This window comes from Paenibacillus sp. Y916 (assembly GCF_056786435.1).
Map to the genome: position 1 here is coordinate 86,041 of NZ_JBXCJA010000016.1, position 16,714 is coordinate 102,754.

Below are 16,714 nucleotides of genomic sequence, written 5' to 3' on the forward strand. Positions count from 1 at the left end.
TGAAAGGATCAAAAAATTACTTTCCTGAAATACTCCATCTTACTGTCAATAAATCCATCATCGAAGTCAGCGCACCCTATTAGCTCTGATTCACTAAAACATAAGCCAAAGAGCCATAGTTGTCTAAGCACAACAAATATAGAAACCACTTCAACATCATTTTCATTGAGATCTCTTACTTCCCTGTACCCATTTAGGAATGCTTCCCAAAGCCTTTCAACTTCGTCCTCGTTATGACCACTGTGAATTTCTCTCGCCAATCTAAACTCTGCGATATCATAAGATCTCCACCCATAACCAGAAATATCGAAATCATAATGTGTCAATTTCCCGTTGTCCGTAAATGCTACATTTGTGTTACCATGCAAGTCCCCATGACAAACGCCCCAATCTAAGCCTTCTTCTATCTTCATCAATAACTGTTCCTTTAATCCTAAGATTAGTTCACAAATAAAATTGTAATCCTCTTGACGATGTTCCATATGTAATTTGATTATAATAAGCGGTTTCTCAATTAGGTAATCCAAATTAAGATTACCTCTTACGTGTTCACTTCTAAAACTTTCAGTAACTTTATGAATTTGAGCAACGGATTTCCCATATAAATAACTATCTTCTACGGCATGAATAGGCTTTTCATTACCTTCTGCAAAACTAAACATAACTCCATACTTTACACCTTCAGTGACAAAAAACTCATTTATGAGGGTGCCATCTTTTTTTGCAATAGGTATTGATACGCTTACATTATTCTCATTTAGATAATTCAATAAGTCTAATTCAAAAGAAATCTCTGATTTATTTCTTCTATCAGCACGATAAACTCTAAAGATATATTTACCTGATCTAGTCTCTAAAATATAAGTATCGTTCATGCCTCTAAGGAAGTATTCCAAATTAATTGGTTCATGAACTTCATAATTGTCTTTAATATGTAATGTTAATGCTTGCTTTGACAAGAGTGAGTATGCAACAGGAAATAAACTCAAATCTACACCATCCCTTTTTATTTTATTTATTTTTCGAATGCATGTTTGTAATTCCAATGATTTCTTTGATTGATCTTACATTTCTTAGTTCCTTAATATTTCTGTATTTCCTTCCTTTAAATCTTTAAATACAGGTTTTTGGACGCTATTCATTCTCTCTATTTGTATGTCTTCAATGTACATAAATTTCAATTGTAATGATTCATTATTCTTGTCATTGTAGATTAGCGTTCCCTCATCATCTACGAGTCCATTACTTAAATCAGCCGTAACATTAAACAAGAACATAACAAAAACAACATTATTTCCGTCTGGATACTGATATTCCATTCGGGGACCTGTATATACTGAAGACAGTTCATATTTTTTAATATCTAAACCAGTTTCTTCTTTAACTTCCCTAATCATTGTTTCTTCTATCGTCTCTCCAGCTTCCATACCACCTCCAGGTAATCCCCAATCTCCATAATCCGATCGTTTCTGTAATAGTATTCTTCCTCTATCATCTTTAATAATTGCTCCACCCGTAACAATAATATTTTTTGTCATATTTTAGTCCTTTTACGATTTTTTTATTTGTCTTATTCCCACCATTTCTTCTGGCAATCATATCATACCAATCTACTCCCATGAAAATACTTTGGGTAATTTCAATTGCTAAACAATCACTGTGAGAAGATCTTGTTTGACTTGTGATGTGAAATGTTTACCATTCAGTTCAATAGCATTTCGGTGCTGACATAACACCAATCATGTAAGAACCGATTGGGTAAAAGGCAGGAATGGATAAAAAGCTTGGAAGAGAGAAAACAGTCATTTTTTCTCCAAGTGCCCCATTAATAGTTCCGGGAACAAATATCAAACCATATTCTGCTAGATCTGGTTTGATCTTGTTAACTTTAATTGTTAATCCTAATTCATCGGATATTTCTTCTGAAAGATCACAGATATCCCAGGTTGTTCCCTTGGTTTCTTCAGATGAATACCCTCCCGTATTTAATCTCATTTCTTCGAAGACCCTACGGATGACCGAGGAGCGACAGCGACGATGCTGAAAAACATTGTTATGCGATGTTACTATCTCTTCAAAATACTTTCGAATGTTATTCTTCAAATTTCTTTACAAATCTATATCCATTAATATCGAATCCCATTTTCTTGTAAAACTCGTGTGCTTCCATTCGCTCTGGTTTAATACCGCTTGTTAGGAAGAGACTTTTTGATCCCTTCTCCTTTGACCAACTTTCAATAAATCTTATTAATTCCTTCCCAATTCCCTGACCTTGATAACTTTTCCTAGTAACTAATGCTGAAACCTGTGTTGTAACTCCATCTCCTTCGTAGTAATACACTAAACGAGCACCTATCATCCCTACTACTTGATCTTCTAGAGTTGCTACAAATGTAAAGTACAATGAATTTGTTTCTATCGATTTCATTCTATTCCTCATACTATTAATATCAGTTGGATACCCTAAATCAGTCATTAATTCTGTTAAAGCTTCTAAGTCACTTGAATTGTATTTGCGTATAGAAGCCAATTTTCTCTCTCCTCTTCTGGAAGATGAAATTCTTAATTCGAATCTCCATTCAACAAACGCTGCATTACGTACTTCACCGACATTATAGATATCATACTTAGTTCTTTTATCAGTTGCAGCTACAGTTATAGCATGTGCAACATTCTCAACATACCCATGACCTTATCAGCTTCCAGAGATTTCACTAATTTGATATCCCTTGCTCATCGGATTGTGGGATAAGTACGCAAAAATTGGTTGTTACTCGTCGTTCCAAGGTTTCTCCCCCCCTATTGCCTGCTCCAGAGAGCTAGCGCTGTCTTACACTTTTGACGCAGGCCACAGCATCCTTCCGAACAAAATTCCCAGCAGGCCGATCACAGTAATCACAATGCCGAGATTCAGGAAGGTACGCTCGGCACCAGCAACTTGTACCAGAAGTCCTCCAAGCAGTGGCGCTCCAATCATTACAATCCCTAGAACTGTGCTCTGTATTCCGAACACACGACCGGTCATATGCGGAGGCGTTTCTTTTTGCAGACAATAGTTGAATGTAACCATGAACATACCGTTGCCAATGCCCAACACGAACCCAAGTACCAGTACGAGAAATACAGAAACCCCGACAGGGAGCAAACCCAGTCCTCCAACGGATGCGCCGATCAGTGCGTAACCACTTCCAAACTTCCAACCATAACGCGTTGCTCGGTTCATCTTGTTCATCTTGTTCATCACTACAATGATCAGTATGGCACCTGCACCTGATGCCGCCACCATCCAGCCGAGCAACGATTCCTGATCCGGTGCAACCTCCCGGAAAAGGCTGGTGAACTGAAAGTCGATCATCTGGATTGCAAGTGTCCCCATTAACCCGTACAACATGGTGTTCAACAGCAGTCGGTTGCGCAGGATGAAACTCCATCCTTCTATCCACTGGGTACGCAGCTGAACCCCCTGCTCCGCGCCAGGCACGCATGGATTCTCATCTTCAACAGTTCTTCTGCCACCTCCCGCCTCTGCATTCTTGACGGTGAGCAACAGTAGATAAGAACCTACCCTAAAGAAGGCATTCAGTAAAATGCACCACTGCGGCGACAGGAGCGTCAAGGCGAATCCACCTAATAAAGGACCGGCGATTTTGGAGCCCTGGTTCACGATTCCATTGAGTGAGGTAGCCTGAAGCAGTTGATCCTCCCTTACTAACCTGCGTGTCAATGACTGTTGTGCGGGCACATTTAAGGTAGAGATAGCCGCACGTAGCATAAGCAGAGGTAGTAGCCATAACATATTGGGAGCCAATAACACTAGTAAGGTTAGGACTGCCATAAGCAGATCGCAAATACGCATTAGCTTCAGCTTGTTCAGCCGATCGGCAAGGACTCCCGCAACCGAACCGAGTAAGATACTGGGCAGAGCATTGGCGACCGGTATCAGAGCCAGCATTAGTGGACCGGCCTGCCAGCGATACCCCACAAGCACCTGAATGGCCAACGTATCGAACCAATCGCCAAAAGTAGCTGTAGCAAAGGCGCTATATACGCGCATGTATACTTTGTTACGAAGTAGGCTTGCTCCTGCTTGTTGTGTAGCTGTCATTATTAATTCCTCCAAATCACAGTAATATCGAATAGAGCATGATATTACTGTAGCGGAGAAATGTCAGAGAATGATCAGAGACGATTTAGCTCGTTCAGAATGATATCTTCCAGCAACCTTAATAGCTTTTTGAGGCCAATCCGCTCCTGTTCTTCTTCAAAAATATCTATGTATTTCTGTTGCAATTTTTTGTTCGGAGGAAACATGCCGCAGTATTGATTAATCCGGTACAGGGCATACAGCCGCATTGGCACAAAGCCAGACCTGTCCAGCACATGGAGCCCCTCGTCCAGCAAATTCTCTGCTTCACGCCATGCCTGACGCCGCAACACCCACAGTCCCTTGACTACCTTGTAACTGCCAATCTCCCGCAGAAAAGGCTTGGTGGACAATATCTCGGCTTCAATAGCTTCCGCCATCTTCTCCAGCTCGTGATCTTCTGCTCCTGCAACCAGATGGACAAACATCTCCGTAATGGCCGTTTGCGGGATGAAATTCTCATAATCCAGTTCGGCGATCACGGTATGACTCATCTTCAAGCGTTCTAGCGCTTTATCAGGCTTTCCCGCCAGTGCATACAAATCAAGAATGTTGAGGATCTCCATTTCTCTGTGTTGCATCGGAGACAATAGTTTCTTCTCAAGCACTTGCTCACAGAGTAGCAGTTTCTGCTCCGGGTTCCCCGTGAAAATATAGAACAACAGCAACGAATATATGCGTTCGCTCAGCGGAGCCTCCTCCGTATTCATTAACCACTCCAGATCTCCTTGCACAAAACGGACATAGACGGAATAGAAGGGATCCAACTCATATCCAAGCACATCTTGTTGACGTGCAAGGGTCAGCATTGAGTGGCCCTGGCCGTATTGCTGGTATTTTCCGAATACATCCCGTATCGTCTCATGCAGCTCCCGGTCCCGAGTGCTCGGGTTCGATTCACCTACGTTCTTTGAATTCTGCACAGTCAGACTATAGCCGAATCCCCGGACCGTCTTAATTCCCAGACCTGCAAATGGGACTAGCTTCTTACGCAGCCTGTATACATGGTCATCCACCGTCCGCTCAACCGGATATTCCAGCATCCACACTTTATCGAGCAGTTGTTCACGGCTGAACGTACGACCTCTGTTGTAGTAGAGAAATTGTAAAAGAGCGAACTCCTTAGGTAGCAATTCTACCGTTATGCCTTCGGCAGTCACCTTATATTCACTTGCATGTAATTCAAGTTGCATACAAATAACCCTTCTTCCCATGGACCAACTTCATGACCTCAGTACCATCCAACCTTCGCGTGCTTTAGAAATAATGCGCATGAGTATCTATCGTCTAATCTATGAATCTGCTTCTCGCTATCCCTCCTGGCGCCCAAGCTGCGAATGCGAAGATGCAGAAATGTTATGTTTATAGGATGTCAGCACCTTCTTACATTCGTATATCGCAACCGTCAAAAGGTAGACCGGCTTGAACAAGCTCAACTGCATCGACAATTGATTTTTGCTGAAATTCCGTCAGACGACTTTCATCTCCGTCCCAGTTGTTGAGCCACCAAAAGAATGAACATATATTTCGATATTCCATAAACATTGGGATCTGTTGAACCCAATATCCGTCAAGATGATTATGTTTAAAATATCCTAGTAAAAATTCACTCAAGAATTGTTTGGCAAACTCATTTTTTGCTTCTCTATCATCCTTTGGTGCTCCCCACCAAACAGCATGAGTCGCTGCTATTGCAATGTCTAAGGCAAACCATCCATATATACAATCATCAAAGTCAAAAACTGTAATGTCTCCCTCATTAATATGAAAATTATAGGGGTGAAAATCATTATGAATCAATCCATATGAGTGTAAATCTTTAGGGAGAGCAGTAATACTGCTTTCAAGCGATTTTAATTTCTCCAGTAAAATCAGATAATTTCCTTTATGTAGATAGCGATTCTCAATGTTCCATATGCTCCAGTTATCTCTTTTTACAACAACATCATTAGCGTCATACTTTTTAGTAATAAAGTGCATTCTCCCCATGGTTTCACCCCACTTGCTAAATATCTCTGGTCCCCACAATTCGGGATTGGCTTTATTAAAAAACTGCCCTGATGCAAAATGGAATACTGTTGCAATAAAACACTTATCCTGTTCCCTGTAGACGGCGGTTAATTGATGGTCTTTTGTTTTAATTGGTAACGAAACACGTACTCCCTGTTGTGCCAAATAGTACACCCAGTCCACTTCCGCCTTTATCTTCTCCGCATATTCGAAAGGTTTCTCAGATAACCTTAAAATATAAGATTGGTTATTTTTGGTGAACCGGTAAACTTCATTACATGAATTACTGAGGAACACTAACGTTTCTACATTAAACTGAAATGATGCTGCCGCCCATTTTAATAGCTCCTGACTTGCCACTCAATCGCCACCTTTCTTGTAATGTGGTTTGAGCACATTCCGCTAATCTATCGGAATAGCTTTTCTTCCATTTTATCACAACTTCCTAACGGAGATTCATTATTCCTCAAAAAGACCGAGCCCCCAAAAAGGGGAACTCGGTCTTTCACATGATCTTCTATGATTGGTTGACGCTAATTACACAAATTGAACCGTGCTCAGCGAGACTTTGCCGTTGAGAACAATGAACACGTCCTGACGACCACTTACTCCGCTCACTTCAGCGGTATAGTCGCGCCATTCTTGGGCGCCACCTGCCAACAGTTCAACTCGGCCCACAATCGGACCTTCCGGACTCTTCAGACGAACCTCGACTGATGCTGCTGTCTGGGAAGCTGCACGAAGCCGCACTGTATTCACTCCCACACCAAACTCAGCATCTTCAAAAGCTATCCAGCCGGATTGATCCTTAACTTGGGTAGCACTGCCGCCTTCACAACATTCACCGATCAGCACGCCTTCGTAATCGTCATAGTTAATCGCCTTCACAGACTGCTTCAAATCACGCGGCGGAATAATTTCGCCTTGTACATCGAGCGCAGCACTCAGCGGCAAGTTTGCTGATGAAGGACCAGCCATGAAGACGAACGTGCCGTTCTCAATTGCAAAACGCTCACGAGTAACATCCCACATCGCTAGCTCCGACATTGGCAGCTTGAAGCTCACGTCTACTGATTCACCTGGCTGCAACAGTACCCGACGGAACGCAAGTAGCTGTTTCAACGGACGTTTTACACGTGACTTCTCTGCATGGCCATACAGCTGCACTACTTCTTCTCCTGTACTGTCACTAGTATTAGTCACACGAACAGTAAGGCCTACTTCACGATCTTGATCCACAGAAACCTGCTTACGATCAAGGATCAATTCATCATAACGGAATGTGCTATAGGACAATCCATGTCCAAACGGATAGAGTGCATCTCCTTGGAAATAGCGATAGGTTCTGTCACCCTTAATAATGTCATAATCCATAAACTCTGGTAGCTGATCAACCGATTTATACCAAGTCATGTTCAGACGTCCTGCCGGGTTCACGTCACCGAAGAGTACATCAGCTACAGCATTACCCAGCTCTTGACCTGCATGCGTAGTATAAAGAATAGCTGGAACGTTTTCATCCACCCAATTCAGAGCAAATGGATAACTACCCACCACGACCACAATCGTGTTCGGGTTCACTGACAGAACTTCTCTAATCAGTTGCTCCTGAGATTCAGCAAGTGTGATGTCCGGGCGGTCGACCGTCTCTTTACCATTGATGAGCGGATGATTACCGACAAATACGACAGCGATATCCGCATCGCTAGCCACTTCTTTTGCCGCCTGGAATTTGTCTGTGACTGTCTCCACTTCAAAAACATCGGCTGTAATTTTATCTTCTTCGCCAGTTGCCACAGATGCCGCACCCGCCACATTGATCTCATTAGCGGTTTCTTCAGCACTACCGCTGCCTACGAGCAATTCTCCGCTATCAGAATTGACCGTAACCGGCGTATCATTCCATGTTGAGAAGGTTACTTGATCACTTCCATCTTCCGAAGGACGAACAAGGAATACTTCTTTGGTGAACCACTCCCAGATTTTATCAGCTGAGGCTTTTACGATCCGGTCATCCGTCGTTAGGTAAAGTCCGTTATTCTCAGCGATAATCGTATGGCTGTCCCAGCCCCAATCCGTTAATTCAAATACAGAAGCTTGTTCGCCAGCATCGCCAGTTGCAGCTAGAGCCGCTTGTTCGCCAGCCTGTACTTGAACATAACGTCCATTGCGCTTCGCTTTCAGCTTGACTCGATCTGTACCACCGGAGAATGTCGTTTGTCCTCCATGTGCGTTCAATTTTTCTTGAATACCTTGCAGCGGCGTGATCGCGTAAGGCAGTGAACCGCTGTACCAATCTCGATATACGGTACCACCAAGTGGACCAATAACAGCGACCTTTTTCACATTATCTGCTTGTAGCGGTAATATGCCACCTTCATTTTTCAGAAGAACAACAGCCTTTTCTGTAGCTTCACGTGACAGCTTCGCATGCTCTGGATGTAAAATAATTGACTCATCAATAGCAGCGTACGGATTGTCTTCCTCAGGATCGAACTCACCCAAACGAAAACGAACGCGGAACGTGTTACGCAAGGCCACATCTAAGTCGCCCTCCGCGAGCAGTCCTTCAGCCAACGCTTCGCGTAGCGATTGCTTAATCAACTCTCCATCGTCAGTGATACTATCGATGCCGCCTTCCTTCACGGAACGGGCAACGGCTTCCTTATGCGTCTCCAAATAACCATGATCGCGCACCGTACCAGACACGTCGTAAGCATCGCTGACGACAAAACCGTCCATTCCCCACTCTTGCTTGACGATTTCATTCACTTCTGGCATCAGATTCGCAGGCACTCCATTAACGGCATTATAGGCCGTCATCATGGACTGTGCGCCGCCTTCCTTAAACGGAATTTCAAATGCTTTCAAATAATATTCGCGCATATTACGCGGATCAATACTAACCGATTGGTCAGCGCGACCTACTTCATTATTATTGGCAATAAAATGCTTTAGCGTGGCAATCGCTTTCAAATACTTCGGATGATCGCCTTGCATCCCTTGAACAAGTGCCGACGCTAACTTACCTGCAAGTATCGGATCTTCACCGTACGCTTCCTCAGTCCGGCCCCAACGTGGGTCGCGCTCCATATCGACGGTAGGCGCCCAAAGCGTCAATCCGTTAATCTCAGGATTCTGTTTATAAAAGCCTCTTGCCTCATCACCGATAGCGCTACCAATTCGCTGCATAAGCTCGGTATCCCAAGTACATCCTAGACCGATCGGTTGCGGATATCCTGTGGCTTCGCCAAGCCAAGCCATACCATGGGCAGCTTCCGTACCATGTTTATACGCTTTCACACCAAGCCGCTCAACGGCTGTTTGATATTGGATCATAAGTCCCACTTTTTCTTCCAACGTGAAGCGAGAAACGAGGTCGTTTACGCGTTCCTCCAGCGGAAGAGAAGTGTTCTGGAATAGATATTCGAATGTTTCAGTCATGTTGATCCTCCCTTTGTCAATTGCCTCTTGCGTAATTTTAACTAAGATTGCCTCCTCTTTGCTACCCTAATAATTAGAGACGTTTTCATAGATTATTAGGGATATATACAATAACAAGTGAAAAAAGAAAATATAGCTTCATTGAATACGATCAAATGCAGACATTCTATTGTAAATCCAATATTTCAATACTGCTATTTGACCCTCGCGCTTCCTTCATCAATATATTTGATTCCAATATTATTCTTTATAATTGAACTTAATCCTTCCTTGTAAGAGGGTAGGGGCATTAATAATTCTGCTTGGTCTATAGCTATCCATGCAATTTCACTAATTTCATCTGGTCTAATAATCTCTTCTTGTCCTCCAATAATCTCTGCTCGAAAAGTAATGAATATAACGTGTTCATTTCTCATCTCCATCACACATTCATTTACAGCAACAATTTCAAAAACCTTTATATCTAATCCGGTTTCTTCTTTTGCTTCTCTAACAGCTGCTAGATGCAGTGTTTCATTTTCTTCCACTGCTCCACCCGGAAGAGACCAACGCCCGTTATCTTTATTCTTTACCATAATAATTTTTGATTGATTTAAATTTGTTATTAAAGAGTAAACAACATCTGTTCTTTTCATCTTCAACCTTCTCTTCTGGCTTATATATTTTTAACTCAACTTTCGTAGCTTAAATTAGGGAGGTAACCTCTAATAGTAGTTTGGGGTTTTGGGTATTTGCAAATTCAACTATATACCTATCAATTGGCATAGTTTCATTCAACCGAATTTCACCACCACCGATGGCGACTATTTTCCCCATAATACATACCCCCAAGTAAGTTAATTCATTATTCTTTCATTTTTTTGTTGATTTCCGATAACATTTGGCAGTCCTGGGGTTCTAGTAGCTTACGTGACCAAGGGAACGGATCGTCGGACTTATAATGTGATCTTATAAGATGTCCCCGTCTTCGAAAACTTCCTAGGTCAGTGGCTCCTCTCCAAATCTTTCCCATAGTAAAGGGTACCTTTCTTCTAAGTCCTCTTCCTCCCAATCAAATTCAATATCTGTTGGTTCAAATTTATATCCTTGAGCTTCTATTTCATTAAAAAAATCTGTACATGTATCATCATCATACTCGAACGATCCTGTTTTTTGATAAGTAAATGCATCTGAAGCCACTGATAATATCTCTTCCAACTGGGGTGCAAATTCATCTTCTTGCAAATTATCTTCCGTCAGGTATTCAGCTAGAAATTCAGGACTATTTACTGCCTGATTGAATACTTCTTCTCCTCTGGAGATTAGCCAGCCCCGGAAGTAATCAAATCCATCATCTGAACATCCTCCCATTATTACAAAAGCTGCACCCCATAATAAAGATGTATATGATTGTTCCAACTTAGTCCTAAATTCAATTTCAAATTCAATAATCTCTTCAGTTTTTTTCTTCGCTAATTCTTTGGTTAGCCATACTACTTGTTCTTCACCGTTCTTTTTTGAATTGTCTATCAATTCCCAGAAATTTTTAGTCGTCATAGGAATAGACCTCCTTGGCTTATTATATTTTCATTACGAGAATTTCTTATAACATTTGGCATTCCTGACGTTCAAGCAACTTAAGGACCACAGGTCCGTGCCGTCAATCTTAGCAGGTTGAATGTATCGACCGAATCCTCTTCTACGAATATTCTCTTGGTGACCAAGGGCGCGTCGACCACTTTGGTAATGCAATGTTAGGCGATGTATGTTCCTTCGTTAAACTTACTGATCCACTGTAACCTTCTCTCTCGAAGAACTGATGTGCTCTCTCACGCTTTGAGTTACTAAGAAGCATAATCCTATGACAATTTCTTGAAATACAATATTCTTCAACATAGACAAGTAAAAAATTATTAGGATCCATTCTAATATTCTCTATTTGTTCAGCAAGAACATTCATTTTTCTGCTATTTGGAACTAACATTTGATAGAGTATGAATAATTGATCTCTATCTCTTTTTTCCGCTTCACGAATCAATAGTATGCTCACCTTTAATTTTTATGGTAACGTTGCGTATTTCTGACGTCCAAGCGGCTTAGGGACTATAGTTCCGGGTGGCTTCGCTACTTGGCCGGTTGGATGTGTCCGGTGACCTAGGGAGCATAGCAACCGCTGTGGTAATGCAAAGTTATCAGATGTCATTGCCTTCTTCGAGATATTTGAAAAACACTATTATTCTTACCCCCAGAATATCCTTAGATCATCCTTATCAACAGTTTTTAATTGTTTTTCAAAGTCTTCCTCCGGTGTGATATCTTCAACGAAATGCCATTTATTCTTACTGTCTCTCCAGTATACTTTCCATTTATTTTGTTCTTTTCGAAATTGAGCAATGTGCGATTCTACCCACTGATCGCTTTTATATCCAATTCTTTCTTCAATTAATGTGACGCTATCAGCTCTGAACTTATAATTAAGTTTCACTTGGTTTCTAATGTGTTTTGGCACTTTCTCTTCAATGTAATCTGACAATATCTTATTAATTCTCTTTCTAGTGAATTCATCTAACATATGTATACCTCGCTGCTTTTATCATTTTTTTATATTTTTCAATTTTAACATACTGCAATGATTTCTGATAACGTTTTGTGTTCCCGACGTCCAACTCCCTTAAAGTCCGTAGGAGCGGCTGCGACATGATTAGGGAGTTGGATGTGTCTGCTGATTCACTTCCTTGAAATCATTCTGGCAGACCTAGGTAGCGTTAGCGACCGCAGTGGTATGTAATGTTTATACGATGTGCTCTGTTCCCTCGAATCATTTAATATCGCTCTTTAAATCTATTTATCCACCAATCTTTCTTCATTAAGTAATCACTTTTTATTGGCATAATCACGTATTCTTCATTCACTTCAATTGGCTCACTACCGCCCATATAGATTAAATCAATATTTAAATTAAAGGTTTTTATTTCTCTTCCAACCTCATCTTCAAATTCTTTCACATAACTTACAATATCAGGTTTGTCTTCCCAATAATTCATTGCGTTATTACCACCCGCAGGCATATACCACCAACTTATAAATGATGGCCACACTTTAATAAATGATTCTCTTAGTTCTTGTTGATCAACTGTCTCAAAATTTGGTAATCCTAAAACAAAGGATGCTTGTTTATTATTTTTATGTACCTTTTTTTGAATGCTTTGATCCCAGAAAAGCTTCCATTGTGACTCAAGTTTTTGAGTAATATGATCTGATTCAATAAATTGCTTAGAAGGCCAAGCATTATTTCCATCGATCTCTTCTTTAATAAGACCATAAGCATTCGCTACATATATCAAAAAGTTCAATTCAAAATCACTTGAAATACAAACAGACCAAGATTGATTATTTCGAATCATTGATTTTTTCCTTTCTTTTAGCCTTTAGAGCATGTCGTATAACGTTTGGCATTCCTGACGTTCAAGCAGCTTAAGGACCGTAGGTCCGGGTCGTCAGACTTAGCTGGTTTAATGTGTCGCCTGACTACGCTTCTTTGTGATTCTTCTTAGCGATCAAGGGCGAATCCCCGCAGTAGGAATGCAGTGTTTATTGGATGTCAGCGTCTTCTTCGATTAAACTAAAAAAATCATAATGAAACAACTCTGTGGATACAATTGAATGTATACTTTGATTATTTCTTTAAATTTCATAAGAGCTACCTAAAGATTTAATTATTTCACCAATGATTCCTTTATTCTGATGTACACCTAAATCAGAATTTGTCATAATAACTCCACCATCTCCGGAATATGGATGTACAATTATCATACTTTGGTATCCGACGCCCCAACCAAGTGAGGTAACTTCTAGCTCACTATCTGACTTGTCAAGAAAGACCCCTAATCCAGTCCAGGTTGAGCAACACTGCGGGGTAATCATTTCTTTGATTATTCTTTGAGAAATACCCAGTTTTCCACTTCCGTTCATAGAATTAATCATTTCAATTGCCAGAAAAGCTAAATCTCTGGGAGTTGACCAAAGTCCAGCTGCTGCTGGATAAGGATATATTGGATACTTGCTATTAACTAAATTTCCATCTTTATTATGACCACAAGCATAACTAGTATCTTCTTCTAGGATTGTATCTTCATATGTACTGTTATTCATCGATAATGGTTCAAATATCATCTCTTTCATAAGTATTTTAAAAGATTTCCCAGATACATCTTCAATCAGTTGCTGGATTACACAATAACCAGCGTCCGAATATTGAAATTCACTATCCGGTTCGTTCATAATACTTAAGGGCTTTGGGGAATATGATTTTCTGCCTTCGAGAATCTCCACCATTGTAGGAGTCCCATCATTTGGATTGTATTCACTAAAGCTCCCCTCGGAATCAATTATTCCTGAATGATGACTGAGTAGATTTCGTAAGGTGATTTTTTATTTTGTGTAAATTTATTATCAAGAACCTTCCATGAAATTAGTTTCTGATTTATATCCTGATCTAAATCAAGGATTCCTTGCTCGATTAATTTCATGACCAACATTGCTGTGGCAAACTTACTTATTGAACACGCATTAAATATAGTGCTATTACTTATTATATTATTGGTATTCACCTCTGTTAGGCCAAATCCCTCTGCTAAACTCAGATTGTCATTATTAAACAAAGCAATGCTTAAACCTGTTACATTATAATGGTTCATACGTTCTTGTATTTCATTCTTCGTGAGCACCAAAAGAACATCTCCTTGCTTTTTGGATTTGGTTTGTAATTATTTGCGCTGATTTCTTATAACGTTGGTGCATTTCTGACATTGATATCCCTTAGATAGCTCTTATCTTAGAGATATCAATGTGTCACCTGAATTCACATCTCCGAGAATACTCTTAGCGACCAAGGAGCGTCAGCGACGCAGCCGAAATGCATTGTTATGAGTTGTCTCTAGCTTCCTTGAGCTTGCTATATTCGTGGTCTAATATTGCTAAAATGATTAGTGATTCATAACGATGATCTACCTTTATACATTCTCTTAAATAACCTTCTTGCTTAAAGCCTAAAGATTCATATATGTGTTTTGCACGTTCATTATGTACCTTCACATCTAGCCACATCCTATGAGCCTTTAGATCTTCAAATACGAACTTCTGTATTGCTCTTAACGTTTCTTTTCCAAATCCCTTTTCTTTTTCAGCTACTATGATTCTAACTAGCTCAATATTGTTATGGACATTATTAATTTCGGATAAAATGAAATATCCAATCGGTCTTCCTTCCCCGTCATCCATCATTACATGTCTTTTATCTGTATCAGTCATGGTATCAATGTGTTTTTCTCTTGACCAAGGAATAATATACCTCTTATTGTCAACATGATTCTCCATAGATAGAACCACATCAAGATCATATATATTTGTATTTATATACGTTAGTCTTTCTGAACTGAAAAGTATTTCTGGCTTCATTTAGAATACCTCCCAGTCATTTATTACAGATATTTCTCATAACGTTTGGGTATCTACGAACCCTCACCACCTTAAAGGAGCAAAGCGACTGTCCGCGATGCGGTTAGGTGATGCAGGGTTATCTGCTGAAAAGCACTCCGAAATCCCTCTTGCAAACCAAGGGGCGTGTGACCCGCAGCGTAGATACGATGTAGACGAAGGTGCCTTGAGTTACTCTAGAATATTTATTTCTCTTAAAAATTCTTCTGTATCTTTAAGTATCTTCTTATATGGTTTATTGTCCATATTTCCATAATTAAAAAATCCATGCCCTAATCCCTCAAATGATATTAGTTTTGAGATATTACCAGCAGTTTGCATTCTGTCTGTAAAATTGATTACATTTTCTATTGGAATGCTCTTATCATCTGTTCCATGAAAAAACAAACTGGGTGGTAAGCCTTCCTTCACTACTTCAACAGGAGAGGCTACTAATAATGCTTCTTTCAATTCAGGAAAAAGGTCAATCAGTAAATTAGAGTTAACACCACCATTTAATATAATCATTGCATTCGGTTTAGAGCTAACCATTACATTATCCATTGGGTCATTAAATTGCTCAATCATCGCAGAGCATAAGCATAAATATCCTCCAGCGGAGGCTCCTACAGCGATAATCTTGTTTGGATTAATACCAAGTTTTTTTGAATTCTCCCTTGTCCAGCGGATTACGGACCTCGCGTTTTTGAGGCTCTCAATTGGGGAAAATAGTCCTTCGATTTCCAACGGTCTATATTCGGCAAGTATTGTAGTAATGCCCAGTGATGAAAAATGTGAAGCATGATGTTTAAACTGACTTGTATTTACTTTGTTATTTGAAAACCCTGCTCCATGAAAAAAAATCATGGCAGGACCACTATCATTGGGCTTTATATTCTTGTCTACATACACTCTAAGATTGTTATACGGTTCTGATTTCTTGTATTCAATTATAATTGCATCTTCCATTTTTTTCAGTCCTTATTAATAATCTCTTCGCACTTTCGTCTAACGTTGCTGTATCTACGAACCCGAAAACCCTCGGGCAGACCAAGGAGCGTTAGCGACGCTGCGTAGATACATTTGTTATCTGATGCAACATGACATCTTCGAATCAGCTTTCAGAGAGCACTTGGTTAACTATACCCTTAATTTTTTCCGTTACCTCAGAAGGAGAAATTGAACTTGTATTAATTAAAGGCATACTAGGATTGAAAGCCGTTTCTGCATTATTCAATATCCAGTCGTTAAATTCTTTATGGTCATTTATGAGCTCGTCAGACCACCCTCTTGCTTGCAACCTTAATTCTCTCGTTCTATCATCACAATATAGACCATTGAACTACTCACCACTTAACCGACCTTACGGTCTGTTTGAAGTGGGAGATTCCTAAGAACACCAACCTACCGGTTCGTTTTTGATTAGGCGATCCCCGTCATTCCAACGGTTAGAAGTCTTATGGCTTCATTTTTAAGATTGATTCCTGCGTTAATATCTCTTTGATGATGGGTATGGCACTCTGGGCAGTCCCATTCACGTAGTCTGAATTTTTTTACGTCTATGTTTTTGTAGCCACAACTTGAGCAGAGCTGGCTGGAAGGAAAGTTTCTAGCAACGGTAACGACTTGTTTTCCCGACCATTTCGCTTTGTATTCAATCAT

Annotated in this window: 18 protein-coding genes and 1 pseudogene; all 19 read right to left on the reverse strand. The window is 40.3% G+C overall.

Going from position 1 to position 16,714, the window contains the following annotated elements:
• Positions 1-8 precede the first annotated feature (8 nt).
• Positions 9-1,046 carry a phosphotransferase gene (locus AC1TO9_RS22875; protein WP_482057522.1) on the reverse strand — a complete coding sequence of 346 codons (1,038 nt, stop codon included), beginning with the start codon at positions 1,044-1,046 and terminating at the stop codon, positions 9-11.
• A gap of 27 nt (positions 1,047-1,073) precedes the next feature.
• Positions 1,074-1,538, reverse strand: coding sequence for an NUDIX domain-containing protein (locus AC1TO9_RS22880; protein ID WP_482057523.1), 465 nt, complete (start codon positions 1,536-1,538; stop codon positions 1,074-1,076).
• A 169-nt stretch (positions 1,539-1,707) separates the two neighbouring features.
• The gene (locus tag AC1TO9_RS22885) at positions 1,708-2,103 is read right to left on the reverse strand and encodes a hypothetical protein (RefSeq protein WP_482060613.1); all 396 of its coding nucleotides are present in this window, start codon (positions 2,101-2,103) and stop codon (positions 1,708-1,710) included.
• On the reverse strand, positions 2,093-2,530 hold the full coding sequence (locus AC1TO9_RS22890) for a GNAT family N-acetyltransferase (protein WP_482057525.1): 438 nt from the start codon (positions 2,528-2,530) through the stop codon (positions 2,093-2,095). The genes AC1TO9_RS22885 and AC1TO9_RS22890 overlap by 11 nt, the downstream gene beginning before the upstream one ends.
• 300 nt (positions 2,531-2,830) lie before the next feature.
• The gene (locus tag AC1TO9_RS22895) at positions 2,831-4,105 is read right to left on the reverse strand and encodes an MFS transporter (RefSeq protein ID WP_482057526.1); all 1,275 of its coding nucleotides are present in this window, start codon (positions 4,103-4,105) and stop codon (positions 2,831-2,833) included.
• Between the two features lie 74 nt (positions 4,106-4,179).
• Positions 4,180-5,337 (reverse strand): winged helix-turn-helix domain-containing protein, encoded by a 1,158-nt coding sequence (locus tag AC1TO9_RS22900; protein WP_482057527.1) that lies wholly within the window; start codon positions 5,335-5,337, stop codon positions 4,180-4,182.
• 190 nt (positions 5,338-5,527) lie between these two features.
• Positions 5,528-6,514, reverse strand: a complete 987-nt coding sequence (locus AC1TO9_RS22905; protein WP_482060614.1) for a phosphotransferase enzyme family protein — start codon at positions 6,512-6,514, stop codon at positions 5,528-5,530.
• 177 nt (positions 6,515-6,691) lie between these two features.
• Positions 6,692-9,598, reverse strand: a complete 2,907-nt coding sequence (locus AC1TO9_RS22910) for a glycoside hydrolase family 3 C-terminal domain-containing protein (RefSeq protein ID WP_482060615.1) — start codon at positions 9,596-9,598, stop codon at positions 6,692-6,694.
• A 194-nt stretch (positions 9,599-9,792) separates the two neighbouring features.
• Positions 9,793-10,233 (reverse strand): NUDIX hydrolase, encoded by a 441-nt coding sequence (locus AC1TO9_RS22915; RefSeq protein ID WP_482060616.1) that lies wholly within the window; start codon positions 10,231-10,233, stop codon positions 9,793-9,795.
• 49 nt (positions 10,234-10,282) lie between these two features.
• On the reverse strand, positions 10,283-10,414 hold the full coding sequence (locus AC1TO9_RS22920; RefSeq protein ID WP_482060617.1) for a hypothetical protein: 132 nt from the start codon (positions 10,412-10,414) through the stop codon (positions 10,283-10,285).
• A 162-nt stretch (positions 10,415-10,576) separates the two neighbouring features.
• Positions 10,577-11,134: a DUF4240 domain-containing protein gene (locus AC1TO9_RS22925; RefSeq protein ID WP_482060618.1), complete on the reverse strand. Its 558-nt coding sequence runs from the start codon at positions 11,132-11,134 to the stop codon at positions 10,577-10,579.
• 142 nt (positions 11,135-11,276) lie between these two features.
• Entirely contained in the window at positions 11,277-11,615 is a 339-nt protein-coding gene (locus AC1TO9_RS22930; RefSeq protein ID WP_482060619.1) for an N-acetyltransferase, read from the reverse strand.
• A 21-nt stretch (positions 11,616-11,636) separates the two neighbouring features.
• Positions 11,637-11,780 (reverse strand): hypothetical protein, encoded by a 144-nt coding sequence (locus tag AC1TO9_RS22935; RefSeq protein ID WP_482060620.1) that lies wholly within the window; start codon positions 11,778-11,780, stop codon positions 11,637-11,639.
• 36 nt (positions 11,781-11,816) lie between these two features.
• A complete protein-coding gene (locus AC1TO9_RS22940) occupies positions 11,817-12,149 on the reverse strand; it encodes a DUF3024 domain-containing protein (RefSeq protein ID WP_482060621.1) in 333 nt (110 codons plus the stop codon).
• Positions 12,150-12,399: 250 nt separating this feature from the next.
• Entirely contained in the window at positions 12,400-12,981 is a 582-nt protein-coding gene (locus AC1TO9_RS22945; RefSeq protein ID WP_482060622.1) for a hypothetical protein, read from the reverse strand.
• Positions 12,982-13,261: 280 nt separating this feature from the next.
• Positions 13,262-14,274 (reverse strand): annotated as a pseudogene (locus AC1TO9_RS22950) (serine hydrolase domain-containing protein).
• Between the two features lie 226 nt (positions 14,275-14,500).
• On the reverse strand, positions 14,501-15,034 hold the full coding sequence (locus AC1TO9_RS22955) for a GNAT family N-acetyltransferase (protein ID WP_482060623.1): 534 nt from the start codon (positions 15,032-15,034) through the stop codon (positions 14,501-14,503).
• Between the two features lie 210 nt (positions 15,035-15,244).
• A complete protein-coding gene (locus tag AC1TO9_RS22960) occupies positions 15,245-16,021 on the reverse strand; it encodes an alpha/beta hydrolase (protein ID WP_482060624.1) in 777 nt (258 codons plus the stop codon).
• A 453-nt stretch (positions 16,022-16,474) separates the two neighbouring features.
• The coding region (locus AC1TO9_RS22965; RefSeq protein ID WP_482060625.1) for a zinc ribbon domain-containing protein at positions 16,475-16,714 on the reverse strand (240 nt) is incomplete at its 5' end.

Coding starts and splice junctions, on each gene's coding strand:
- AC1TO9_RS22925 (WP_482060618.1), bottom strand. CDS start 11,134: ATGACGACTAAAAATTTCTGGGAATTGATAGACAATTCAAAAAAGAAC.
- AC1TO9_RS22915 (WP_482060616.1), bottom strand. CDS start 10,233: ATGAAAAGAACAGATGTTGTTTACTCTTTAATAACAAATTTAAATCAA.
- AC1TO9_RS22940 (WP_482060621.1), bottom strand. CDS start 12,149: ATGTTAGATGAATTCACTAGAAAGAGAATTAATAAGATATTGTCAGAT.
- AC1TO9_RS22910 (WP_482060615.1), bottom strand. CDS start 9,598: ATGACTGAAACATTCGAATATCTATTCCAGAACACTTCTCTTCCGCTG.
- AC1TO9_RS22900 (WP_482057527.1), bottom strand. CDS start 5,337: ATGCAACTTGAATTACATGCAAGTGAATATAAGGTGACTGCCGAAGGC.
- AC1TO9_RS22955 (WP_482060623.1), bottom strand. CDS start 15,034: ATGAAGCCAGAAATACTTTTCAGTTCAGAAAGACTAACGTATATAAAT.
- AC1TO9_RS22895 (WP_482057526.1), bottom strand. CDS start 4,105: ATGACAGCTACACAACAAGCAGGAGCAAGCCTACTTCGTAACAAAGTA.
- AC1TO9_RS22920 (WP_482060617.1), bottom strand. CDS start 10,414: ATGGGGAAAATAGTCGCCATCGGTGGTGGTGAAATTCGGTTGAATGAA.
- AC1TO9_RS22960 (WP_482060624.1), bottom strand. CDS start 16,021: ATGGAAGATGCAATTATAATTGAATACAAGAAATCAGAACCGTATAAC.
- AC1TO9_RS22935 (WP_482060620.1), bottom strand. CDS start 11,780: ATGACATCTGATAACTTTGCATTACCACAGCGGTTGCTATGCTCCCTA.
- AC1TO9_RS22880 (WP_482057523.1), bottom strand. CDS start 1,538: ATGACAAAAAATATTATTGTTACGGGTGGAGCAATTATTAAAGATGAT.
- AC1TO9_RS22945 (WP_482060622.1), bottom strand. CDS start 12,981: ATGATTCGAAATAATCAATCTTGGTCTGTTTGTATTTCAAGTGATTTT.